This window comes from Pseudogemmobacter sonorensis (genome assembly GCF_042762395.1).
Classification (GTDB): domain Bacteria; phylum Pseudomonadota; class Alphaproteobacteria; order Rhodobacterales; family Rhodobacteraceae; genus Pseudogemmobacter; species Pseudogemmobacter sonorensis.
Genome location: NZ_JBEFZE010000043.1, coordinates 1 through 21806 on the forward strand (window position 1 = coordinate 1; position 21806 = coordinate 21806).

A 21806-nucleotide genomic window follows, 5' to 3' on the forward strand; every position below is an offset into this window, starting at 1 on the left:
CCATACCAGCAGCAAGCCGCGGCGCTTCAGAGCCTGGCCGTAGCTGGACCAGTTCGTCGTGCGGAAAAGGGGGACGGCCTTGCTCATATGCCTATCCCAAACCCCTGACCCAAAAACATGATTCCGCCAGCCAGAGGGATAGCGCGACAAAGCCTCTCGCAACCGACATTGTCGATGCAGATCAAGGCGCTGGAGGACCGGCTCGGCGCGCCCCTGGTCGAGCGCAGCCGCGCCCATGTCCGCATCCCCCCCAACGGGGCCGAGATCGCGCGCCGCGCCCGCGCCATCCTGATCGAGATCTAGGATATCCACGAAATCGCCAGGCAGGACGATCCCGGCGCGATGCGGGGCAACCCGCGCATCGGCGTGGTGCAGGCGGTGGGGGCCTATGCGCTGTCGCTCGCCATGCCCGCGATGCGGCGGGGCTGGCCCGAAATGCGGGTCCATCTGTGCGAGGACCTGCGCGACCGGCTGCTGTCGCAGCTTGGCGACCGGGTGCACGACGTGCTGCTTCTGCCCGAGCCGCCGCCCCGCCTGGGCTTCGCCTTCGCGCCGCTCCTGCGCGAATCGCTGATGGTGGCGGTGCCGCACGACCATCGGCTGGCCCGGCAGGCCCGCGTCGCGCCCGAGGATCTGCGGGGCGCGAGACCATCCTGACCATGGGCAAGGGTGACCGCCTGACGGCCGAGACCGCCCGGCTTTGCCGTCGCGTCGGCGCCATCCATGCCAGCGATTACGTGGGCACCACGCTGGACACGCTGCGCCAGATGGTGGCGGCGGGGACGGGGACCTCGCTCCTTCCCGCGCGTTACCTCCGCTCCGAGGTGATGCGCGAGCAGCTTGTGGTCGCCCGCCCGCTGGGGCCCGCGCGCGACCTCACTCTGGCCTGGCGCAGGCACCCCACGCGCGAGGCGTTCCACCACCAACTGGCCGGTGCATCCGCGACAGCCTCGCCCCCTGGGCGGACGGATCGGCCACGGCCCGCCAAGCTGTCAACTGTCCATCTTCAGCGCATTGATGAAGGCGGTCTGCGGGATTTCGACCTTGCCGAACTGCCGCATCTTCTTCTTGCCTTCCTTCTGCTTTTCCAAAAGCTTGCGCTTGCGGGTGGCGTCGCCGCCATAGCACTTCGCCGTCACGTCCTTGCGCATCGCCGACAAGGTCTCGCGCGCGATGACCCGCCCGCCGATCGAGGCCTGGATCGGGATCTTGAACATGTGGCGCGGGATCAGCTCCTTGAGCTTTTCCACCATGACCCGCCCGCGCGCCTCGGCCCGGTCGCGGTGGACCATGATCGCCAGCGCGTCCACCGGCTCGTCGTTCACCAGGATCGACATCTTGACCATATTGTCTTCGCGATACTCGGTCAGTTGATAGTCGAAGCTGGCATAGCCCTTGGTCACCGATTTCAGCCGGTCGTAGAAATCGAACACCACCTCGGCCAGCGGCAGGTCGTATTCGACCATGGCGCGGGCACCGGCATAGGTCAGGTTCAACTGGATGCCGCGCCGGTCCTGGCACAGCTTGAGGATATCGCCCAGATATTCGTCGGGGACCATGATCGTGGCCTTGATGCGCGGCTCTTCGATATGGTCGACATAGGTCAGGTCGGGCATGTCGGCGGGGTTGTGCAGGTCGCGCTCTTCGCCGTCCTTCATATGCAGCTTGAAGACCACCGAGGGCGCGGTGGTGATCAGGTCGAGGTCGTATTCCCGCTCCAGCCGGTCGCGCACCACCTCAAGATGCAGAAGGCCCAGAAAGCCCATGCGGAAGCCGAAGCCGAGCGCGGCCGAGGTCTCCATCTCGTAGCTGAACGAGGCGTCGTTCAGCGCCAGCTTCTCGATCGCGCTGCGCAGATCCTCGAAATCGGCGGCATCGACCGGAAAGAGGCCGCAGAACACCACCGGCTGCGCGGGCTTGAAGCCGGGAAGCGGCGTGTCGCAGGGCTTGCGCTCATGGGTGATGGTGTCGCCGACGCGGGTGTCGCGCACCTGCTTGATACTGGCGGTGAAGATGCCGATCTCGCCCGGGCCCAGTTCGGCGATGTCCACCATCTGCGGCTTCAGCACGGCAAGCTTGTCGATGCCATAGACCGCATTGGTCGCGATCATCCGCACCCGGTCGCCCTTCTTCACCACGCCATCCATGACCCGGATCATCACGACGACGCCCAGATAGGCGTCATACCACGAATCGACCAGCATCGCCTTCAGGGGGGCGTCGCGCTCGCCCTTGGGCGGCGGCAGGCGGGTGACGATGGCCTCCAGCACCTCGGGGATGCCAAGCCCGGTCTTGGCCGAGATCGGCACCGCATCCGAGGCGTCGAGCCCGATCACATCCTCGATGTTCTCCTTCACCCGCTCGGGATCGGCGGCGGGCAGGTCGATCTTGTTCAGGACCGGCACGATCTCATGGCCCGCGTCCAGCGCCTGATAGACATTGGCCAGCGTCTGCGCCTCGACCCCCTGGGAGGCGTCGACCACCAGAAGCGAGCCCTCGACCGCGCGCATCGACCGGCTGACCTCATAGGCGAAATCGACGTGGCCGGGGGTGTCGATCAGGTTCAGCACATAGGTCTTGCCGTCCTTCGCCGGATAGTCGATCCGCACGGTATTGGCCTTGATGGTGATGCCGCGCTCGCGCTCGATATCCATGGAATCGAGAAGCTGGGACTTCATGTCCCGCTCGGCGACGGTTCCCGTCATCTGGATCAGCCGGTCGGCAAGCGTGGACTTGCCGTGGTCGATATGGGCGACGATGGAGAAATTGCGGATGAGATCGAGCTGGGTCATGATCCGCGCATATACAGAGGGAAACGGCCCCCGGGAAGGGGGCGCGAGCGGGCGGGTTCGCCGCCGCCGCCCGGGCCCGGGTTTCCGCGCGCCATGCGCCCCGGCACCGGCCGGAACGGCGGCGGCAGGAAAGGTGGTGGTGGGGCCCCGCCCTCGCCCCCCGCCCTCTCTCGGGCCCGCCCGCCTGGCATTTCGCCGTCCCGCGCCACCTGGCCCCTCACACTCGGCGACAGGGCCTTCGCCTTCCTTCTACTCGCAACCCTTCTGCACTTGCCTCGCACGCTCGGCGACAGGGCCGACCGCCCCCTTGACGCGCACGGCCCGGCCGAGTTGCCGCGACGCTCCGATGGGCGCGCGAGCCCCCGGCATCGCGACCACCATCCCTCGACACGACGCAGTCCGACCACGAACGCCGTCCCCCCGGGTTCCCCCACTGGAACCCCCCGCATGCGGCGGCTAGACTGGCCACCCCAGATTGCCCCCAGATTGCCCCGCAGGAGGCTCGCATGCAGGAAAAGCCGCGCTGGCGCTGGCCGCTGACCCGGGTCGGCACCTTCGGACTGATCCTAGCTCTGGTCCTCGGCCTGGGGGTCTTCGGCTGGTGGCAGGTGCGCAACGCGGTCCAGGGGCTGTTCTCCGGCCTTCCCGGCGCGCAGGGACCGGCCCGGGTCGAGATGCTCGACGGGCGCGATCCGGCCTCGGGGCGGGTCGCGCTGGTGCTGGAGGATTTCGTGACCGGCAGCGGCCCCCGCCTGATCCGCGACCCCGAAGTGCTCGCCCGCCTTGCCCCGGACCTTTGGTATATGGACCAGACCTCGGTCGGCAGCATGATCGGCCAGGCCACGCTCACGCTGATGGGAATGCCCCCGGTCCAGCGCATCGGCACGCTGCTGGAAGACGGTGCGGCGGTACGCGACTTCACCTGCCTTTCGGTCGATTGCATCGGCTGGCGCGGCAAGGACGACCGCAGCCTCTGGGGGCTTGGCGCGCTTTCCGCCGCCCCCCCGCCCGGAGAGCCGGTCGAGCAGGTCACCGGCTGGTATGACACCCATGACGCCTATCTGGCCGCGCATGCCCGCGCCGCCGAAGACCCGCTCACCTGGTTCGCGAAACCCGGCGGCGGCACGCCCGATCCCGGCGACGACGGCATGCGCGGGATCCTAGTGACGCTGCCCACGGTGATCTCGGCCAGCCCGCCGCGCTTCGACGCCCCCCCCGACCAAGAGGCGCAGGCCGAACTCGAAACCCTGGCGCGCGGCTGGATCGAGGGCAGCTCGGCACGGATCGAAGGGATCCACGCCACCGGCCCCAACCCGTTCTGGGTGCTGAAGGACGACGACAGGCTGCATGACGAAAACGGCAGCCGCACCCTGCCCGACCTGTCCTGGCATTCCGCGGAAATCAGCCTGCAACTGCCCGAGGCCGAGGTGGAGACCCTGCTCTCCCGGATCGGCGCCACCGACCGGCCCGCGCCCGAAACCGCGCTGATCGCCCCCGCCATCGCCCGCGCCTTCGCGCTCTGGGGGCTCGACACCGCTTGCCTGCCGGGCTGCGGCGCCATCGACCGAAACCGAATCACCACCGCCATCGACATCTACGTCACCCCCGCGCCGCATTGGCAGCTCCCGCTCTGGCGCCTGCTGCCATAGGCGCCCGCGCCCCGGCCCCACCGCCGATCTTGCGACCCGGGGCCGGGGGTTCCCAACAGATTGTGCCCCGCCCGCACGGGCGGCGGATCCCCGCCGACGGCACGGCCCGGATTGAAAGAACAGGCGATTTCCGTCACAATCGCTGGCAGAAAAACGACCGCAGAGGGATGCGCCGCCGACCGCCGCGCAGACCGCTCTATCGGCACCATGAGGCAGATATGATCAAGAGACCCGTTCTGGCGGCGCTTGCCGCGGCAGTGCTTGTTTCCACAGGTTCCATGGTTTCCGCAGGCCCGATCGAAAAGGCCTGCAACCGCTCCGACCGTTCGGCGGCGACGCGCGCCCTGTGCGGTTGCATCCAGCAGGCCGCCGACCTGACGCTGAACGGCAGCGACCAGCGCCGCGCGGCGAAGTTCTTCTCGGACCCGGATCTGGCGCATACCGTGCGCTTCTCCAAGAAGACCAACGACGACGCCTTCTGGAAACGCTACCGCCAGTTCACCGACATGGCCGAGGCCTATTGCGCGGGCTGATCCGGCACTCCGCGCCCGATAGCCCGCACCTCAGGCGACCCCCCGCAGCCGGGCGACCAGCCCCCGGCATCCCGCCTCGATCAGGTCGAGCGTGCGGTCGAATTCGCCGGTGAACCAGGGATCGGGCACGTCGCGCAACGCCAGTTCGGGCGCAAGATCCATGAACAGGCCAAGCCGCGCCAGTGCCCCTGCGGGTGCCATCGCCTCCAGATCGGCCAGGTTGCGGCGGTCCATGGCCAGGATCAGGTCGGAGACCGCGAAATCCTCGACCCGCACCTGACGCGCGCGCAATGCGGAAAGGTCGTATCCCCGCGCCTTCGCCGCGCGCACGGCCGGGGGATGCGGCGCCTCGCCCCGGTGCCAGTCGCCGGTCCCGGCGCTGTCCGCGCCGACGGACAGCCCGGCCTCCTGCGCCATGCGGCGAAACACCGCCTCGGCGGTGGGAGAGCGGCAGATATTGCCCAGGCAGACAAAGAGGATACGTTGCATACTAGGCAATGTCGCGCGGCGAAGGGCCAAGGTGCAAGGGGTGAAAGCGATGGGACCGAAGCTGACAGGCGGCGAATTCATCGTAATCCTGACCGGGGCCGGGATCTCGGCCGAAAGCGGGCTGGGGACGTTTCGCGACAAGGACGGGCTCTGGACCCGCTACGACCTGGCCGAGGTCGCCACGCCCGAGGGCTTTGCCCGCAATCCCGCGCTGGTGCATGAATTCTACAACGCCCGCCGCGCCAATTCCCGCGAAGCCCGCCCCAATCCCGCGCATGAGGCGCTGGCGCGGCTGCGGCGCGACTGGCCGGGCGACGTGCTGATCGTGACCCAGAACGTCGACGACCTGCACGAGCGCACCGAGCCCGCGCCGCCCGGCGGCGACGGGCCCTCCGGCCTGATCCACATGCACGGCAGGCTGGAAGGCGCGCTCTGCGCCGCCTGCGGGCACCGCTGGCCCGCCCCCGCCCGCATGGCGCCCGCGGACCCCTGCCCTGCCTGCGCCGCCGCCGCGACCCGGCCCGACATCGTCTGGTTCGGCGAGATCCCCTATCACATGGACGAAATCTGGTTCGCCCTGCGCCAGGCCGACCTTTTCGTCTCGATCGGCACCTCGGGCACGGTCTATCCGGCGGCGGCCTTCGCGCAGGATGCGGGCCGGGCCGGGGCCTGGTGCCTTGAGATCAACGCCGAGGCCTCGGCCGTGGCCGAGGATTTCGACGCGGTGCTGATCGGCCCGGCCAGCCGGAAGGTGCCGGAATGGGTCGAGGGCCTGCTGGCCGCCCTGTCCCACCCGCCGGGGTGACCGGAAGAAGGGTGGACCGGATCGACAGTCCGGGCGGAATGCCCGGCGCGCGCGGGCTGCGCGACATGCGTCACGGCCGGGCGGGCGGCAAGCCCCCCGGCGCGCACGGACTGCGCGGGCCGGGTTGACTGCGGTCGGGATGATGGGCACGCGGCACGCCAACCGCGAATGCAGGGCAGCGAATACAGGGCGGCGGGTGGGCGACAGAATGGCTCGCGCCAGATCGCCCGGAGGACCAGATCGCCCGGAGGAAACGACAAAGACCCGCAGGGCGATGCGCCTTGCGGGTCTTTCTGTTCCATCGCGCGCCATCCGCCCCGAAAGGGGCGCAGGCGAAGCGGGCGGCCGATCAGGCGGCCGGTTGCGCCTTGGCGATTTCGCGCTTGATCTTCAGCGCATTGGCCGACAGCTCGTCGTCCTTGGCCTTGGCCAGGAAGGCGTCCAGCCCGCCACGGTGATCGACCGAGCGCAGCGCCGCCGCCGAGATCCGCAGCGTGAAGGCGCGGCCAAGCGCGTCCGACCCCAGCGTCACCTCGTTGAGGTTGGGCAGGAAGCGGCGGCGGGTCTTGTTGTTGGCATGGCTGACCTTGTTGCCGGTGGTCGGGCCCTTGCCCGTCAGTTCGCAAACGCGCGACATAGCGGTATCCTTTGTCCTTCGACGGCCTGAAGCCCACCCAAAGCCTTGGGAAGCGGCCTGAAGCCCTGTGTCCTTGCAACGGGCCGGGTCCGGGGAATCGCAAGGATCCTGCCCGCCGTCCGAATTCGATTGCGGGCGTGTAAGGCGAAAGCGGCCCGACGTCAAGCGGTTCGCGCACCCGGGACGCGCCCGGAACGCGCCGGGCCGCTCAGCCCCCCGCCGCCGCGACCTGCCCCGGAACCGATCCCGGAGCCATCCCCGCAACCGGCCGCCCGAGCAGGGCGAGCATCTCGGTCGCCGCCGCCTCGGGCGAACGCAGCCCGCCCGCGACCTCGGCGGCCAGCGCCGCCATCAGCCCCCGCGCGGGCTCGCGCTCCAGCACCGAAAGCAGGCCCTGCCGCACCTCGGCCTCGAACCAATGCGCCGCCTGCGCCGCGCGGCGCGCCTGCCAATGGCCGTTCGCCCGCCGCCATTCGGCAAGGCGGCGCATGTCGGCCAGCGCCGCCGCCAGCCCCGCCCCGCTCTGCGCCGAGACCGGCATCGCCTTGGGAAAGCCCTCGGGGTCCTGCGGGCGCTTGCGCAACAGCCGCAAGGCCCCCGCATAATCGGCGACCGTGCGGTTCGCCGCCGGGGCCAGATCGCCGTCGGCCTTGTTCACAAGGATCATGTCGGCCATTTCCATGATGCCGCGCTTGACGCCCTGCAATTCGTCGCCGCCCGCGGGCGCCATCAGCAGGATGAACAGGTCGCACATCTCCGAGACCATGGTCTCGGATTGCCCGACCCCCACCGTCTCGATCAGCACGAGGTCGAATCCCGCCGCCTCGCACAGCGCCACCGCCTCGCGGGTGCGGCGCGCCACGCCCCCCATATGCGTCCGGCTGGGCGAGGGCCGGATGAAGGCAAGCGGGTCGCGCGACAGCCGCTCCATCCGCGTCTTGTCCCCCAGGATTGAGCCGCCCGAGCGCGCCGAGGACGGATCGACCGCCAGCACCGCCACGCGCCGCCCCTCGGCGGTCAGGATCGAGCCGAAGGCCTCGATGAAGGTGGATTTGCCGACGCCCGGCGTGCCCGAAAGCCCCAGCCGCAGCGCCTGCCGCCCCGGGCCGAGCGCCGAGAGCAGCGCGAGCGCCTGCGCCCGGTGATCCGCCCGGGCACTTTCGACAAGCGTGATGGCGCGCGCCAAGGCCCGCCGCCCACCCGCCCGGATTTCCGCCGCCATCGCCTCGATATCCATCGCGTCCCTTCCGTCTGCGCCCGTCCCGACCCGCCGAACCTCGACCTGCCAAACCTTGACCAGCCGAACCTTGACCGGCCGTGCTTCGACCTGCCGTGCCCGGACCTTCCTCGATCCGGCCTTCCTCGCTCCGGCCCGCCCCGATCCGGCCGACCCCGACCTGCCCGGACCAGGCCTGCCGCGCCCGGACCGGCCCTTTCCGGCCTGCCGAACCCGTTACTGTCCAGGGTCGCGGCCACGCCATCGCGTCGTCCGGCAAGATATGCTCCCTCCCCCCCTTCTAGCCAAAGCGGGGGGGGCAGCGCCAGCCTTGCGCCCTGCGCTCCGCGCCATATCGCACGGCGGCCCCCCGGCACATGTCGCCCGCGCCGGTTCCACCCGCGCCCGCTCCAGAAACGCCGCCTCCGCCCCCGCCGCCTGCGGCATTGCCCTTTCCGCCCGTGCCGGAGCCTCGGATTCAGGTCTTGCGGCCGGATCCGCTCACACCGGGTCCTTTGGTCCGCGCCTCGGGACCGGATCCTCGGCAAGAGATTCTCAGATCAGGGGCCAGGATCGGGCCCCTGATCAGGATTCGAGCCCGTTCCCCATCCTTTGGCCCCCCCCTTCCGGCCAAGATCCACCCGCCGAACCCACCCGCCCGGCTGCCCCACGCCATCCTGCCGCACAACCTCCCGCACCGATCGAAGGCAACTGCCGCCTGCCGCTTCGCCCGCGCGGGCCGGATCATCCGCGAAGGCTGCTCCGCCCCGGCCCCGCTCGACCCAAGGCCGCAACGATCCGCACTGGAAAGCCGCCGCCGGGGCGCTTAGCCTGCCGCACGATCCCGTCCCGCCCTTCAGGAAGCCCCTCGATGTCCGCGCCCGATTCGCCCCACCTTCCCGCCGATCCCGCGACGCTCGCCTTCCTCGCGCGCCGCCAGTCGCAGGCCGCCAAGCTTTTCACCGATCCCACCCCCGGCCGTGCCGAGCTGGAGCGGATCCTCGCCATCGCCCTGCGCACCCCCGATCACGGCAAGCTGGAGCCCTGGCGCCTGATCGTGCTGGCCCGGCCCGATTTCGCCCTTCTCGCCGATCTGGCCCAGGCCCGCGCCGACGAGATTGGCGCCGATCCCGAAACCGCCGAGAAGGGCCGCGGCCAGTTCGAGCGCGCGCGCCTCGCAGTGGCGGTGATCTTCTCGCCCAAGGCTTCGACCAAGACCCCCGAGGCGGAGCAGTTCCTCTCGGCCGGGGCCTTGTGCATGAACCTTCTCACCGCCGCCACGGCCGCCGGATGGGGGGCGAACTGGCTCTCGGGCTGGCCCTCGCATGACGAGATCTTCCGCGCCCGCGCCTTCGGCTGCACCCCCGCTGAGCGCGTCGCCGGGATCGTCCATATCGCCACCCCCGGAAATGCCCTGCCCGACCGCCCCCGGCCCGATCCGGCGCGGGTGGTGCAATGGGGGCTGCGGTGATCCTCGCCTCCTTCGCGGCCGCGCTCGGCCAGCTTGGCGACTGGCGCTTCCTGCGCGTGGTGGGGCTGGGGCTGATGCTGGCCTTCGCGCTGCTGGTCGCGATCTATGCCGGTTTCCTGGCGCTGATGAGCGGGCTGGCGCCGGACGAGATCGAGATCTTCCTGATCGGCCCGGTCACCGGCCTGCACCAGGTGATCGGCTGGGCCTCTCTGGCGGCGATGCTGGTGCTTTCGGCCTTTCTGATGGTGCCGGTGGCCGCCGCCTTCGCCGGGCTTTTCACCGACGACGTCGCCGATGCGGTCGAGGCGCGCCATTACGCCTGGCTGCCCCGGGTGGCGCCGCGCGGCGTCGCGGCGGGGCTGAAATCCACAATCAACCTGATCGGGCTGATCCTGGGGCTGAACCTGATCCTGCTGGTGACGCTGCCCTTCTCCGGTTTTTTCGGCGTGCCGCTTTATTACCTTGCAAACGGGTATCTGCTGGGGCGTGAATATTTCACCGCCGCCGCCTCGCGCAGGCTGGGCCCGGACGAGACGGTCGCGATGCGGCGCAGGCATGGCTCGAAGATCTGGGGCGCGGGGGTGCTGATGGCGCTTCCGCTGACGATACCGCTGGTCAACCTGCTGATCCCGGTTCTGGGCACGGCGACCTTCACCCATCTCTACCACCGCCTGCGAGCGGACGAGGATTGATCCCCGGGGGCCGCCACGTCAGGGAAACGGGGCCTATGCGGAGGGGCCTGGGCCCTATTCCTCGTCCTCGGGGCCCAGGATCCCCATCACGTCGATGTCGCGGATCGAGACGCTGCCCGACAGGATCACCCCCGCGATCAAGGCCCAGATCAGCGCCGCCCAGACCGAGGCGATCCGAGCGCTCTTGCCCACATCCTCATGCGCGGGCGCGCCGGGGGGGGTGCCGGGCACCACCGCGCCCTCCTCGGCCTGGGTGCGGGTGCGCAGCATCAGCACGATATAGAAGGTCAGGAACCAGATGACCGCGAAAAGAACGATGGCGCCGGTCAGGTTCATACCTGTTCCAACTCGACCAGGGTGCCGTTGAAATCCTTCGGATGCAGGAACAGGACCGGCTTGCCATGGGCGCCGATCTTCGGCTCGCCCGAGCCCAGGACCCGCGCGCCCGAGGCCTTGAGCCGGTCGCGCGCGGCCAGGATATCCTCGACCTCGTAGCAGATGTGATGGATGCCGCCCGCCGGGTTCTTGTCCAGAAAGCCCTTGATCGGGCTGTCTTCGCCCAAGGGGTAGAGCAGTTCGATCTTGGTGTTGGGCAGTTCGATGAAGACCACCGTCACGCCGTGATCGGGCTCGTCCTGCGGCTGGCCCACCCGCGCGCCCAGGGTGTCGCGGTAAAGCGCCGAGGCCGCCTCCAGGTCGGGGACGGCGATGGCGACATGGTTGAGACGTCCGATCATGGGGCTTCCTCGCATTGCTCCGGGCGGCTTTCGGGCAGGCGCCCGGCCCGAAGGGTTATGCCGGGCCAGGGCGCGCGCGGCAAGGCCCCCGGCGGCGACGACACGGGATCGCGAAGGCCCTCGCGCGCCCCGTTCCCGGCTCCGGCCCCAATCCGCACCCCAGTCCGCGCCCCTGCCAGCCGACCCGGGGCCCGGCCTTGCCCCTGCGCCGCACAAAGCGCCCACGGCCTCCGGTCCCAGGAAAACCGCCGGGGCGGGCGGGTGGGAGGCGGTCTTCCGGGGCCCTTCCCAGAGACCCCGTCCAAAGCCCCAGTCCAAAGCCCTCGTCCAAAACCTCCGCCAAAGCCCTCGCTCCCCGACGCAACCGCCCCGCTCACCCCAGCCCCGGATCCGTCCCCCCGCGCACCAGCCGCGTCAGATCCGAAAGCCGCTCGCGCTGCGCGCCCGCCGCATCAAAATTGCTGGGCGCGAACCAGGCGCGATAGGCCTCGGACAGCGCGGGCCATTCCTTGTCGATCACCGAAAACCAGGCGGTGTCGCGATTGCGGCCCTTCACCACCAGATGCTGGCGGAAGACGCCCTCGAAACTGAAGCCCAGCCTCTGCGCCGCGCGGCGCGAGGGCAGGTTCAGCGCATCGCATTTCCATTCATAGCGCCGGTATCCGGCCCGGAAGGCCCAGTCCATCATCAGCCACATCGCCTCGGTCGCGGCGCGGCTGCGCTGCAGTTCGGGCGCGATGCAGATATGGCCGACCTCGACCGAGCCCGCACCGGGATCCGCCCGCAGCCAGCTCGCCACCCCGCCGCAATGACCGCTCTCGCGCGCGCGCAGCACCACGAACAGCGGATCGCGGCCGCCCTCGCGCTCCTTGGCCCAGCGGTGATAGGCCCCGGCCGAGACGAAGGGCCCATAGGGCAGGTGATCCCAAAGCCCGTCCTGGCCGGAAAAGGCGCGGAACAGATCGGCGGCATGCAGATCGGCGGCAAGCGGCTCCAGCCGCACCGCCTCGCCCTCCAGCCCCGGCCCGAAACCATCCGCCGGATGCGGCGGCGGGGTCCAGCGCGGCAGCGGCTCGGCCAGATCGCGCTCGCCACTCTCGCGCCCGCCCGGTCCAGGCGCGCCCGGACGCGTCTCCTCACGCATGGGATCCCTCATGCTCAGCTCTTCGCGCCAAGGCTAGGCCGCGCCCCTGCCGGGCGCAAGGGCCGGACCCCGGCCCGGCACCCAGCCCCCCTGCACGGCGCTCAGCCCGCCGCGCGGCGCTTCTCGTCCAGCCAGAGGAAATAGTCCTGCAGATTGTCGGCATAGGGATCCTGCACGAAATAGCGCGGGAAGAACCAGCGCGGCGCAAGATCGGGGCGGTTCACCCCCCGCCCGGTCAGGATCATCGTGCGCGGGATATAATCGCCATCGGGCGCGAGCCGGGCGCTCAGATCCCCCTCGTGGTCGCGGTCGAGCATGACGAAGACGTAATCCCCGGCAAAGGCGGCATTGCGCGGATCGGCGAAGGCCGCGCGGTAGTTGCGGCAATGCGGGCACCAGTCGGTCTTGACCAGCAGGAACACGGGCTTTCCCGTCTCGCGCGCAAGCGCCAGCCCCTCGTCAAGGCCGAGCCAGCCGAAGACCTCGGGGCTGAACCCCTTGCCCAGCACCTCTTCGGGGGCGCCGCCGCCTTGCGCAGGCCCGCGCGCCTCGGCCCCGCTTTGCGCCGCCGCCCCTCCCGCCATCAGCGCAAGAGCCGGAAGCGAGGACAGGAAGCGGCGTCTTTGCATCGGATCAGGCCTCTTTGGGAAGCACCCGCAGCCGCAGCTCGCGCAGTTGCTCGTTCAGGGGCTCCGAGGGCGCGCCCATCAGAAGATCCTCGGCGCGCTGGTTCATCGGGAACATGATGACCTCGCGGATATTGGTGGTATCGGCCAGCAGCATCACCAGCCGGTCGATCCCGGCCGCGCAGCCCCCATGCGGCGGCGCGCCGTATTTGAACGCCTTTACCATGCCGCCGAAGCGCTTGTCCACTTCCGAGGCCGGATAGCCCGCCAGTTCGAAGGCGCGATACATGATCTCGGGCTTGTGGTTGCGGATCGCACCCGAAATCACCTCATAGCCGTTGCAGGCAAGGTCGTATTGATAGCCCAGAACCTGCAGCGGATCGCCCGAAAGCGCCGCCATCCCGCCCTGCGGCATCGAGAACGGGTTGTGCGAGAAGTCGATCCCGCCCTCGTCGGTCTTCTCATACATCGGGAAATCGACGATCCAGGCGAAGCGGAAGGTGTCGGTCTCGGTCAGGCCCAGCTCGCGCCCGATCTCGTTGCGCGCCCGGCCCGCGACCGGCTCGAACACCTCGGGCCTGCCGCCCAGGAAGAAGGCCGCGTCACCCACGTCCAGCGCCAGCGCCAGCCGGATGGCCTCGGTCCGCTCGGAGCCAAGCGCCTTGGCGATCGGGCCCGCCGCCTCGGTCGCGCCGTCTTCCGCCTTGCGCCAGAAGATATAGCCCATGCCTGGCAGGCCCTCTTTCTGCGCGAAGGCGTTCATCCGGTCGGCGAATTTGCGCGAGCCGCCGGTGGGCGCGGGAATGGCGCGGATCTCGGTGCCCTCGTTCTCCAGCAGGCTGGCGAAGATCGCGAAACCCGAACCCCGGAAATGCTCCGACACATCCACCATGCGGATCGGGTTGCGCAGGTCGGGCTTGTCCGAACCATACCATTTCAGCGCATCGGCATAGGCGATGCGCGGCCAGTCGGCATCGACCTTGCGGCCCTTGCCGAATTCCTCGAACAATCCCTGCAGGACCGGCTGGACGGCGGCGAAGACATCCTCCTGCGTGACGAAGGACATCTCCAGGTCGAGCTGGTAGAAATCGGTGGGCGAGCGGTCGGCGCGCGGATCCTCGTCGCGGAAACACGGCGCGATCTGGAAGTAGCGGTCAAAACCGGCCACCTGGATCAACTGCTTGAACTGCTGCGGCGCCTGCGGCAGTGCGTAGAACTTGCCCGGATGCAGGCGCGAGGGCACCAGGAAGTCGCGCGCGCCCTCGGGCGAGGAGGCGGTGATGATCGGGGTCTGGAATTCGTTGAACCCCTGGTCCCACATCGCATTCCTGAGCCAGCGCACGACATTCGAGCGCAGGATCATGTTGCGGTGCATGGTCTCGCGCCGCAGGTCGAGGAAACGGTAGGTCAGCCGGGTCTCCTCGGGATATTCCGTCTCGCCGAAGACCGGCAGCGGCAGTTCCTCGGCCGAGCCCAGCACCTCGAGGTCGGTGACATAGACCTCGATCTCGCCGGTGGGGATCTTGGTGTTGACCAGCGCCGCGTCGCGCGCCTTGACACGCCCGTCGATGCGGATCACCCATTCCGAGCGCACCTTCTCCATCGCGGCGAAGGCCGGGCTGTCGCTGTCGGCCAGAACCTGGGTGATGCCGTAATGGTCGCGCAGGTCGATGAACAACACGCCGCCATGGTCGCGCACCCGATGGACCCAGCCCGAAAGCCGCACATTCGCGCCCACATCTTGGGCGCCAAGCCCCGCACAGGTATGGCTGCGATAGGCGTGCATGATCGTTCCCTTCCCCAAGGCGCAGCCGAAAGGCGCGAATTCCAACGGCGCCGATAAACGGCCCCGCCCGCCCGAAGTCAAGCCCGCCCCACCAATTCCGTCCCGCGCGCCCCGGGTCTGCCGGGGAAGCGCTCCGCGCGGGGATATTTAAGCCAAGATGAAGGGGCTTTCGCGAAAATCATTTCATCTTGGCCGAAATATCCCGGGGGTGAGGGCGCCAGCCCGAGGGGGCAGCGCCCCCTGCCCGGCCTCACATGAAGCTTTGCGGATCGATGTCGATCGCCAGCCGGATCCGGTTCGGCAGCCGCAATTGCGCCACCCAGTCTGACAGGGCGGCCTGAAGCGGCGCGGCTTTCGGGGCCTTCACCAGAAGCCGCACGCGGTGACGCCCGCGCACCCGCGCCACCGGCGCCGGGGCCGGGCCGAAGACCTCGGCGCCGATGCGGGCGAGCGGCGCGGCGCGGCGCGCCAGCTCGTTCCCCAGATCGAACAGCGGCGCCAGATCCGGCCCCGACAGGATGATCCCCGCCATCCTGCCATAGGGCGGCGCCCTGGCCGCGCGGCGCTCGGCCGCCTCGGCGCGCCAGAAGGATTCCTCGTCGCCGCCAAGGATGGCGCGGATCACCGGATGGTCGGGCTGGTGGGTCTGGAGCCAGGCCTCGCCCGGCCGCTCCGCCCGCCCCGCCCGTCCCGCCACCTGGCGCATCAGCTGGAAGGTGCGCTCGGCCGCGCGCAGGTCCGAGCCCTGGAGCCCCAGATCGGCATCGATCACGCCCACGAGCGTCAGTTGCGGGAAATTGTGGCCCTTGGCGACGATCTGGGTGCCGATGACGATATCGGCCTCGCCCGCCGCGATGGCGTCGATCTGCGCCTTCAGCGCGCGCGCGGTGCCGTAGAGGTCCGAGGACAGCACCGCCAGCCGCGCCTCGGGGAAGGTCTCGGCCACTTCCTCGGCCAGCCGCTCCACCCCCGGGCCGAGGGCGGCCATCCGGCCCTCGACCCCGCAGGAGGGGCAGGCCGTGGGCACGGGCTTCGTCTCGCCGCAGATATGGCACACGAGGCGCTTGAGAAAACGATGCTCGACCATGCGGCTGTCGCAGTGATCGCATCCGACCTGCGCCCCGCAGGCCCGGCAGATCGTCACCGGCGCATAGCCGCGACGGTTGAGAAACAGCAGGCTCTGTTCGCCCGCCGCGATGCGCGCACGGATCCCCTGCCCCAGCGTGGGAGAGATCCAGCGCCCCGGCACGAGGCTTTCGGCGCGCAGGTCGATCGCCCGCATCCCAGGCAGTTCCGCCGCACCGAATCGCGCGCCCAGGTCCAGCCGGTCGTAGCGCCCCTGATCGGCATTGGCCCAGCTTTCCAGGCTGGGCGTGGCCGAGGCCAGCACCACCGGACAGCCAAGGATCGACCCCCTCAGCACCGCCATGTCGCGGGCGTTGTAGAGGACGCCCTCCTCCTGCTTGTAGGAGCTGTCGTGCTCTTCATCGACCACGATCAGCGCCAGGTCGCGGAACGGCAGGAACAGGGCCGAGCGCGCGCCGACCACCAGCCCGACCTCTCCCTCGGCGGCCATCTTCCACAGCCGCCGCCGCTCGGTCTGGGTCACGCCCGAATGCCATTCCCCGGGGCGGGCCTTGAAGCGCGCCTCGACCCGGGCCAGGAAATCGGCGGTCAGCGCGATCTCGGGCAGCAGCACCAGCGCCTGGCGGCCCCGCCGCAAGGCCTCGGCCACGGCTTCGAGATAGACCTCCGTCTTGCCCGAGCCGGTGACACCCTTGAGCAGCGTGGCGCGGAACCGCCCGGCCCGCACCGCCTCGACCAGCGCCGTCCCGGCGACGACCTGATCCCCCGCCAGCCGCGCCAGACCCGAGGGGTCGAGCCGCGGATAGGGCAGGTCGCGCGGCGCCTCGACCTCGGCCAGGACGCCCAGCTTTACCAGCGCCTTGACGACGCCGGTGCCGCAATCCGCCGCCTGGGCCAGTTCAGTCGCGGTGACCGCCGCGCCGCCGAAGCCCCGCAGGGCCTCGACCACCCGAAGGCGGGTCTCGGTCAGGCGGTTCGGCACCGGGCCCGCCAGTTGGCAGACCCTGCGCGCCGCGGGCGGATCGAAGATCCCCGGCGCGCGGGTGGCAAGGCGCAGCATCGCGGAAAGGGGCGTCAGCGTGTAATCGCCCGCGCGGGTCAGGAAGGCGCGCAATTCCTCGCGCATCGGCGGGGCGTCCAGCACCCGGGCCACCTCGCGCAGCCGGGCGGCGTCGAAGCCTCCCTCGCCCGGGCCCCAGACCACGCCCAGCACCCGGCGCGGCCCCAGCGGCACCTCGACGAAATCGCCGGTTCCGCAACCGCCCTCGGGCGCGAGATAGTCGAGGAACGGGCCCAGCGGCTCGGTTGTCAAGACGGCGACCCTCTCGCCTTGATCGAAATGCCGCCCCATCCGCCGCCGTGCCCCGAATCCCGTGTTCCGAATCCCGTGTCCTGTCGCCCGGGGGCGGTCACCCCTGGGACGATCACCCGGGCGCGAAATCCCCGATCCCACGCCGCCCACCGAAATTCCGCCCGCGCGGCGCGACCATCCTCGGCCCCGCACCACACGCGGCCCTTCCGCTGCGGCCCGCCTTCAGGTAATAGCCTCGCATAGACCCCGCAACCACCCCCGAGGGAGACCCCCATGAAGTTCTTTGTCGATACCGCCGATGTCCAGGCGATCCGCGAACTCCACGATCTTGGCATGGTGGACGGGGTGACGACCAATCCCTCGCTGATCCTGAAATCGGGCCGCGACATCATCGAGGTCACGCGTGAGATCTGCGCCTTCGTCGAGGGGCCGGTCTCGGCCGAGGTCGTGGCGCTCAAGGCCGAGGACATGATCGCCGAGGGCCGGAAGCTGGCCGAGATCGCGCCGAACATCGCAGTGAAGGTGCCGCTGACCTGGGACGGGCTGAAGACCTGCAAGGTGCTCTCGGGCGAGGGCCGGATGGTCAATGTGACGCTGTGCTTCTCGGCGAACCAGGCGCTTCTGGCCGCCAAGGCCGGGGCCACCTTCATCTCGCCCTTCATCGGGCGGCTCGACGACATCAACCTTGACGGGCTGGAGCTGATCCAGGACATCCGCACCATCTACGACAATTACGACTTCAAGACCCAGATCCTGGCCGCATCGGTGCGCACGGTGAACCATGCCAAGGATTGCGCGCTTCTGGGTGCCGATGTGATGACCGCGCCGCCCGCGGTGATCAAGTCGATGGCGAACCACATCCTGACCGACAAGGGGCTGGAGCAGTTCATGAAGGACTGGGCCCAGACCGGCCAGAAGATCCTCTGACCCCCAGCACCGCGAAGCCAAGGCCCGGCCCCCGAAAAAAGCGGCCGGGCCCCGTCACCGCCGCACCGCCCCCCTCGGGCACGCCAAAGCGACGCGAGACCGCCCCCCCCCGGGCGCCCCACCCCCGGGAAAAGCCCCACGAAAGCCCCTTCATCTTGGCCTAAATATCCCCGCGCGGAGCGCCTCCGACCCCCGCCGACACGCCCCGCCGCCGCGCCGGATCACCAGACCCGATCCGCCCCCCGATCACGCGCCCCGGCCACGCCCCTCGGGAATGATCTGCTGCGCGATCCCCGCCAGCGCCAGGTAAAGCGAGGTCAGCACCAGCCCCCAATGCGCAGGGCTGCCCTCGGCGAAATCGACCCAGGCCGCCCAGGCCGCGAACAGGATCCACAGCACCGAGACCGGCAGCGAGACCCTGCGCCAGCGTTTCGTGCGCGTCGGATGGATGAACTTCAGATTGGTGAACATCGCCAGCGTCAGCCCGATCACCACGACCAGCGTCACCGCCTGCTGCGGATGCACCGCGAAAAGCACCAGCACCACCATGTTCCAGCAGGCCGGAAAGCCCGCAAAACTCTTGTCCCTGGTCTTCATCCGGGTATCGGCGAAATAGATCACCGAGCCGTAAAGGATCGCGATCACCGCCAGCCAGCCGGTCCAGCCGCTCAGCAGGCCGTATTGGAACAGCGCATAGGCCGGGATGAAGACATAGGTCAGGAAATCGATGATCAGATCCATCAGCACGCCGTCATGCAGCGGCCAGTTGCGCTGCGTGTCGTAGCGGCGCGCCAAGGGCCCGTCGATGCCGTCGACGATCAGCGCCACCACCAGCCACAGGAACATCATGCTCCATTCCCCGTTCACGGCGGCAAGCATGGCGCACATCGCCAGCACGGCGCCGGTGGCGGTGAACAGATGGACGGAAAGGGCCTTGAAACGATCTGACATGGCCCATGTCATGGCCCAAATCGACGGCGGGCGCAATCCGCCCGGGCCACCGCTCAGGCCTGCGCGCAGCCCGATCCGCCGACCAGTCCCCCGGCCGATCCCCCGCCCTGCCCCCGGCTCTGGCGCCTGCCCCGACCGGCGCCCTTCGGCGCAAGCGGATCCGCGCCTTTCGGCGCAAGCGGGCCCGCGCCTTTCGGCGCAAGCGGGGCAGAGCCCTCCAGCGCGCGCGGATGGGCGGCGTCATAGACCTGCATCAGCCGGGCCGCATCGACGGCAGTATAGGCCTGGGTGGTGGAAAGCGAGGCATGGCCAAGCAGGTCCTGAATCGCCCGCAGATCGCCCCCCCTGGCCAAGAGATGGGTGGCGAAACTGTGGCGCAGCGCATGGGGCGTCGCGGTCGCGGGCAGGCCCAGCCGGTGGCGCGCCTGCTCCATCGCGCGCTGGATCGGGCGGGGGCCAAGCGCCCCGCCGCGCATCCCCCGGAACAGCGGCGCCCCCGGCGCCAGATCATGGGGGCAGCGCCGGACGTAATCCGCCACCGCCGCCCGCGCCGCGGGCAGGACCGGAACAAGGCGGGTCTTGCCGCCCTTCCCGGTGATGCGCAGCACCTCGGCCAGCGGATGGTCCGCGCCGGTCAGGCCAAGCGCCTCCGAGATCCGCAGCCCGCAGCCGTAGAGCAGCACCGCCACCGCGATGTCGCGGGCCTCTTGCCAGTCGTCTTGCGCGTCGGCGCCGATCTCGGTCACCATGGCAAGCGCGGCCTTCTCCTCCAGCGGGCGGGGCAGCGGGCGGCGGAACTTCGGCCCGCGCGCCGACAGAAGCAGCGTCACCGCCGCGTCGTCGGCGCCCTCGCGTTCGGCCAGCCAGCGGGTGAACCCCTTCACCGCCGACAGCGCCCGGGCGAGCGAGCGCGCCGAAAGCCCGTCCTCGCGCGCCTGCGCCATCCAGGCCCGCAGGTCGGATTGGGTCAGCGCGAACAGCGTGGCGACGCCCCCCGCGCCCCCGTGATGGCGGGCGATGAAGCCAAGAAAGCCCGAGACATCATGGCGGTAAGCCGCGATCGTATGTTTCGACGCGCCTTGCAGGGCCGAGGCCCGCGCAAGCCATTCGTTCAGCGCCGCCGCCAGTTGCGGCGCGGCCTGCACCGGCGAGGGCGAAACCAGCGAGGGCGCGCTCACGACAGCCAGCGCCGCATCACCCGCTCGAACACGCCCGCGAAGAAGGCCAGCAGGTCGCCGCCCTGGTTGGGCTTGAACTGATGCGGATCCTCGGCCCCGAAGACCAGCATCCCCGGCAGCCGCCCCGGGCCGAAGTCCAGCCGCAGCAGCGCCTCGGAGCGGATATAGCCCGCCCGCTCGCCGTAAAGCGCGTCGCTTTCGGGCATGACCTGCCGCAACGTCACCGGCCGCAGGGGCACGTTGCGCCCGCCCGCCAGATACTGGCCGACAAAGCCCGGCCCGGCGACATGAAGCACGTCGCCAAGCCGCCGCAGGGCGGCAAACTCGCCCTCCTGCCGGGTTTCAAGGACAAGGCGCACGCAATCGACCCGCAGCGTCGCCGCCACATCGCCCGAAAGCCGGTGCAGGAAATCCTCGAAATCCAGCGGGTCGAGCATCTGGAGAATCGCGCGGTGGACCTGATTGGTCCCGGCCAGATTCTCATATGCCGCCGCGATCACCGAGCGGTGGGTATCCTCCAGCCGGTCCAGCCGGGTCTCCAGCCGCTGCATGGCGATGCCGCGCAGATCGACGATATTGGCGCCCATGGCGCGTTCGTTGGCGGCGACCAGCGCGTTCATCACGTCGCGGTCTTCCAGCAGGGTTTCCGGCTCCGCAAGGATGCGGTCGCGCAGGTCAGGTTCGATCATATGCGGGTGCCCGATTAGTCTTTGTCTTTTTCCGACAAGGATAGCGGAAAACCGAAAGCGCGTCGAAACTTTTTTCCGCACCCCCCCGTTCGGGTCCGAGCACCCCAATCCAAGCTCCGTCAGATCCGGGTCAGCATCACCCCCAGCACGATCACCGCCGCCGCCAGCGCCTTGCCCCGGTCCATCCGCTCGCCGAAGACCAGCCAGCCGATCCCCACCGCGAAAAGGATCGAGGTCTCGCGCAAAGCCGCCACCAGCGCGATCGGCGCAAGCGTCATCGCCCAGATCGACACCGCATAGGCGCCATAGCTCGCCGCTGCGGCAAGCGCGCCGATGCGCCAGGCGGGCCAGCCGCGCGGCACCACCGCCCGGCCGCGCCACAGGATCATGCCCAGACCGTAGAACAGCCCGTCCACGACAAAGACCCAGGCGACGTAATTCACCGCACTGCCCGAGATCCGCGCGCCCATGCCGTCGATCAGCGTATAGCAGGCGGTGGCCAGCGCCGAGCCCAGGGTGAAGGCCAGAAGCCGACGGTTCTCGCCGCCACGAAACACCCCGCGCGCCATCAGCAGGATGCCAAGCCCCAGCACCGCCACCGCCGCATATTGCAGCGCGCTCATCGGATCGGCCAGGAACAGCGCGCCCGCCAGCGCGACCAGCATCGGCGCCGCGCCGCGCGCGATGGGATAGACCCGCGACAGGTCGCCCCATTCATAGGCCCGGCCCAGGAACAGCTTGTAGAGGAAATGCGTCGCCCCCGCCGCGATCACCCAGGGCAGCGCGGCCAGGTCGATCGTCGGCGTCACCAGCGCCACGGCCAGGCCGATGGGGATCTCCATCACCGAAAGCGCGACCATCGCCCCCGCCTTCGACGGGCCGCGCTTGATCAGCGCATTCCACAGCGCATGCAGAAAGGCCGCCGCGATCACCGCGAGAAAGACGCCAAGGCTCATCGTGGCTCCTGCCCTCCGCGCAAGGTCAGGCCGACCTCGCATCCCCCGCGCGCGGGCGCAAGGGGATACCAACATGGTGACCGGGCTGGGGCTCATGGACCCGCATCCCCCGCGCGCAGGCGCAAGGGGA

21 protein-coding genes and 2 pseudogenes are annotated in these 21806 nt (G+C 69.7%); 9 read left to right on the forward strand and 14 right to left on the reverse strand.

The features are described 5' to 3' along the window. Nucleotides 1-117: 117 nt before the first annotated feature. The 3 genes and pseudogenes from ABNX41_RS19775 to ABNX41_RS19785 all read left to right on the forward strand — a co-directional run. A complete protein-coding gene (locus ABNX41_RS19775) occupies nt 118-303 on the forward strand; it encodes a LysR family transcriptional regulator (RefSeq protein ID WP_438671418.1) in 186 nt (61 codons plus the stop codon). A 39-nt stretch (nt 304-342) separates the two neighbouring features. Further along, complete coding sequence (locus tag ABNX41_RS19780) at nt 343-657, forward strand: LysR substrate-binding domain-containing protein (RefSeq protein WP_438671419.1); 315 nt, start codon at nt 343-345, stop codon at nt 655-657. Nucleotides 658-659: 2 nt separating this feature from the next. Then, nucleotides 660-842: pseudogene (locus ABNX41_RS19785) on the forward strand (hydrogen peroxide-inducible genes activator); the annotation flags it as partial. A gap of 150 nt (nt 843-992) precedes the next feature. On the opposite strand, the gene lepA reads toward ABNX41_RS19785, so the two are convergent. After that, complete coding sequence (gene lepA / locus ABNX41_RS19790) at nt 993-2792, reverse strand: translation elongation factor 4 (RefSeq protein ID WP_438671420.1); 1800 nt, start codon at nt 2790-2792, stop codon at nt 993-995. A 506-nt stretch (nt 2793-3298) separates the two neighbouring features. On the opposite strand from lepA, the gene ABNX41_RS19795 reads away from it, so the two are divergent. Beyond that, a complete protein-coding gene (locus ABNX41_RS19795; RefSeq protein ID WP_438671421.1) occupies nt 3299-4441 on the forward strand; it encodes a hypothetical protein in 1143 nt (380 codons plus the stop codon). A gap of 221 nt (nt 4442-4662) precedes the next feature. Next, entirely contained in the window at nt 4663-4974 is a 312-nt protein-coding gene (locus tag ABNX41_RS19800; protein ID WP_438671442.1) for a hypothetical protein, read from the forward strand. Nucleotides 4975-5004: 30 nt separating this feature from the next. Here ABNX41_RS19800 and ABNX41_RS19805 read toward each other — a convergent pair whose 3' ends face one another. Beyond that, nucleotides 5005-5463 carry a low molecular weight protein-tyrosine-phosphatase gene (locus ABNX41_RS19805; protein WP_438671422.1) on the reverse strand — a complete coding sequence of 153 codons (459 nt, stop codon included), beginning with the start codon at nt 5461-5463 and terminating at the stop codon, nt 5005-5007. Between the two features lie 49 nt (nt 5464-5512). On the opposite strand from ABNX41_RS19805, the gene ABNX41_RS19810 reads away from it, so the two are divergent. After that, nucleotides 5513-6268, forward strand: coding sequence for an NAD-dependent deacylase (locus tag ABNX41_RS19810; RefSeq protein ID WP_438671423.1), 756 nt, complete (start codon nt 5513-5515; stop codon nt 6266-6268). A gap of 349 nt (nt 6269-6617) precedes the next feature. Here ABNX41_RS19810 and rpmB read toward each other — a convergent pair whose 3' ends face one another. Together rpmB and meaB are read right to left on the reverse strand one after the other, a co-directional pair. Beyond that, nucleotides 6618-6905 (reverse strand): 50S ribosomal protein L28, encoded by a 288-nt coding sequence (gene rpmB / locus ABNX41_RS19815; protein WP_438671424.1) that lies wholly within the window; start codon nt 6903-6905, stop codon nt 6618-6620. A 208-nt stretch (nt 6906-7113) separates the two neighbouring features. Then, entirely contained in the window at nt 7114-8142 is a 1029-nt protein-coding gene (gene meaB, locus ABNX41_RS19820; protein ID WP_438671425.1) for a methylmalonyl Co-A mutase-associated GTPase MeaB, read from the reverse strand. A gap of 850 nt (nt 8143-8992) precedes the next feature. Between meaB and ABNX41_RS19825 the strand changes: the two genes are divergently transcribed. Further along, a complete protein-coding gene (locus ABNX41_RS19825; protein ID WP_438671426.1) occupies nt 8993-9592 on the forward strand; it encodes a nitroreductase family protein in 600 nt (199 codons plus the stop codon). Further along, nucleotides 9589-10284, forward strand: coding sequence for an EI24 domain-containing protein (locus ABNX41_RS19830; protein ID WP_438671427.1), 696 nt, complete (start codon nt 9589-9591; stop codon nt 10282-10284). Before ABNX41_RS19825 ends, ABNX41_RS19830 begins: the two co-directional genes overlap by 4 nt. 54 nt (nt 10285-10338) lie before the next feature. Here the strand turns inward: ABNX41_RS19830 and ABNX41_RS19835 are convergent, their stop codons facing one another. From ABNX41_RS19835 to ABNX41_RS19860, 6 genes are all read right to left on the reverse strand, one after another. Then, the gene (locus tag ABNX41_RS19835; protein WP_438671428.1) at nt 10339-10620 is read right to left on the reverse strand and encodes a DUF1467 family protein; all 282 of its coding nucleotides are present in this window, start codon (nt 10618-10620) and stop codon (nt 10339-10341) included. After that, nucleotides 10617-11021, reverse strand: coding sequence for a methylmalonyl-CoA epimerase (mce, locus tag ABNX41_RS19840; protein WP_438671429.1), 405 nt, complete (start codon nt 11019-11021; stop codon nt 10617-10619). Before mce ends, ABNX41_RS19835 begins: the two co-directional genes overlap by 4 nt. 373 nt (nt 11022-11394) lie before the next feature. Continuing rightward, nucleotides 11395-12165: a GNAT family N-acetyltransferase gene (locus ABNX41_RS19845; RefSeq protein WP_438671430.1), complete on the reverse strand. Its 771-nt coding sequence runs from the start codon at nt 12163-12165 to the stop codon at nt 11395-11397. Between the two features lie 101 nt (nt 12166-12266). After that, on the reverse strand, nt 12267-12794 hold the full coding sequence (locus ABNX41_RS19850; protein WP_438671431.1) for a thioredoxin family protein: 528 nt from the start codon (nt 12792-12794) through the stop codon (nt 12267-12269). 4 nt (nt 12795-12798) lie between these two features. Continuing rightward, nucleotides 12799-14577: an aspartate--tRNA ligase gene (aspS, locus tag ABNX41_RS19855; RefSeq protein ID WP_438671432.1), complete on the reverse strand. Its 1779-nt coding sequence runs from the start codon at nt 14575-14577 to the stop codon at nt 12799-12801. Between the two features lie 250 nt (nt 14578-14827). Further along, on the reverse strand, nt 14828-17014 hold the full coding sequence (locus ABNX41_RS19860) for a primosomal protein N' (RefSeq protein WP_438671433.1): 2187 nt from the start codon (nt 17012-17014) through the stop codon (nt 14828-14830). A gap of 234 nt (nt 17015-17248) precedes the next feature. On the opposite strand from ABNX41_RS19860, the gene fsa reads away from it, so the two are divergent. Continuing rightward, nucleotides 17249-17902: a fructose-6-phosphate aldolase gene (gene fsa / locus ABNX41_RS19865; RefSeq protein ID WP_438671434.1), complete on the forward strand. Its 654-nt coding sequence runs from the start codon at nt 17249-17251 to the stop codon at nt 17900-17902. 246 nt (nt 17903-18148) lie between these two features. Here the strand turns inward: fsa and ABNX41_RS19870 are convergent, their stop codons facing one another. The 4 genes and pseudogenes from ABNX41_RS19870 to ABNX41_RS19885 form a co-directional block, all read right to left on the reverse strand. Further along, nucleotides 18149-18853 (reverse strand): CDP-alcohol phosphatidyltransferase family protein, encoded by a 705-nt coding sequence (locus ABNX41_RS19870; RefSeq protein WP_438671435.1) that lies wholly within the window; start codon nt 18851-18853, stop codon nt 18149-18151. Between the two features lie 221 nt (nt 18854-19074). Next, nucleotides 19075-20016: pseudogene (locus ABNX41_RS19875) on the reverse strand (tyrosine recombinase XerC); the annotation flags it as partial. An 11-nt stretch (nt 20017-20027) separates the two neighbouring features. Beyond that, on the reverse strand, nt 20028-20720 hold the full coding sequence (locus ABNX41_RS19880; protein ID WP_438671436.1) for a DUF484 family protein: 693 nt from the start codon (nt 20718-20720) through the stop codon (nt 20028-20030). Between the two features lie 119 nt (nt 20721-20839). Then, nucleotides 20840-21676 (reverse strand): EamA family transporter, encoded by an 837-nt coding sequence (locus ABNX41_RS19885; RefSeq protein ID WP_438671437.1) that lies wholly within the window; start codon nt 21674-21676, stop codon nt 20840-20842. Nucleotides 21677-21806: the final 130 nt, after the last annotated feature.

What these genes read in the sequence shown, in the direction of transcription:
- ABNX41_RS19850 (WP_438671431.1), bottom strand. Translation starts at nt 12,794, where the DNA reads ATGCAAAGACGCCGCTTCCTGTCCTCGCTTCCGGCTCTTGCGCTGATG.
- fsa (WP_438671434.1), top strand. Translation starts at nt 17,249, where the DNA reads ATGAAGTTCTTTGTCGATACCGCCGATGTCCAGGCGATCCGCGAACTC.
- ABNX41_RS19795 (WP_438671421.1), top strand. Translation starts at nt 3,299, where the DNA reads ATGCAGGAAAAGCCGCGCTGGCGCTGGCCGCTGACCCGGGTCGGCACC.
- rpmB (WP_438671424.1), bottom strand. Translation starts at nt 6,905, where the DNA reads ATGTCGCGCGTTTGCGAACTGACGGGCAAGGGCCCGACCACCGGCAAC.
- ABNX41_RS19780 (WP_438671419.1), top strand. Translation starts at nt 343, where the DNA reads ATGCGGGGCAACCCGCGCATCGGCGTGGTGCAGGCGGTGGGGGCCTAT.
- ABNX41_RS19775 (WP_438671418.1), top strand. Translation starts at nt 118, where the DNA reads ATGATTCCGCCAGCCAGAGGGATAGCGCGACAAAGCCTCTCGCAACCG.
- ABNX41_RS19845 (WP_438671430.1), bottom strand. Translation starts at nt 12,165, where the DNA reads ATGCGTGAGGAGACGCGTCCGGGCGCGCCTGGACCGGGCGGGCGCGAG.
- ABNX41_RS19860 (WP_438671433.1), bottom strand. Translation starts at nt 17,014, where the DNA reads ATGGGGCGGCATTTCGATCAAGGCGAGAGGGTCGCCGTCTTGACAACC.
- ABNX41_RS19870 (WP_438671435.1), bottom strand. Translation starts at nt 18,853, where the DNA reads ATGTCAGATCGTTTCAAGGCCCTTTCCGTCCATCTGTTCACCGCCACC.
- ABNX41_RS19880 (WP_438671436.1), bottom strand. Translation starts at nt 20,720, where the DNA reads ATGATCGAACCTGACCTGCGCGACCGCATCCTTGCGGAGCCGGAAACC.
- aspS (WP_438671432.1), bottom strand. Translation starts at nt 14,577, where the DNA reads ATGCACGCCTATCGCAGCCATACCTGTGCGGGGCTTGGCGCCCAAGAT.
- meaB (WP_438671425.1), bottom strand. Translation starts at nt 8,142, where the DNA reads ATGGATATCGAGGCGATGGCGGCGGAAATCCGGGCGGGTGGGCGGCGG.
- mce (WP_438671429.1), bottom strand. Translation starts at nt 11,021, where the DNA reads ATGATCGGACGTCTCAACCATGTCGCCATCGCCGTCCCCGACCTGGAG.
- ABNX41_RS19825 (WP_438671426.1), top strand. Translation starts at nt 8,993, where the DNA reads ATGTCCGCGCCCGATTCGCCCCACCTTCCCGCCGATCCCGCGACGCTC.
- lepA (WP_438671420.1), bottom strand. Translation starts at nt 2,792, where the DNA reads ATGACCCAGCTCGATCTCATCCGCAATTTCTCCATCGTCGCCCATATC.
- ABNX41_RS19885 (WP_438671437.1), bottom strand. Translation starts at nt 21,676, where the DNA reads ATGAGCCTTGGCGTCTTTCTCGCGGTGATCGCGGCGGCCTTTCTGCAT.
- ABNX41_RS19805 (WP_438671422.1), bottom strand. Translation starts at nt 5,463, where the DNA reads ATGCAACGTATCCTCTTTGTCTGCCTGGGCAATATCTGCCGCTCTCCC.
- ABNX41_RS19810 (WP_438671423.1), top strand. Translation starts at nt 5,513, where the DNA reads ATGGGACCGAAGCTGACAGGCGGCGAATTCATCGTAATCCTGACCGGG.
- ABNX41_RS19835 (WP_438671428.1), bottom strand. Translation starts at nt 10,620, where the DNA reads ATGAACCTGACCGGCGCCATCGTTCTTTTCGCGGTCATCTGGTTCCTG.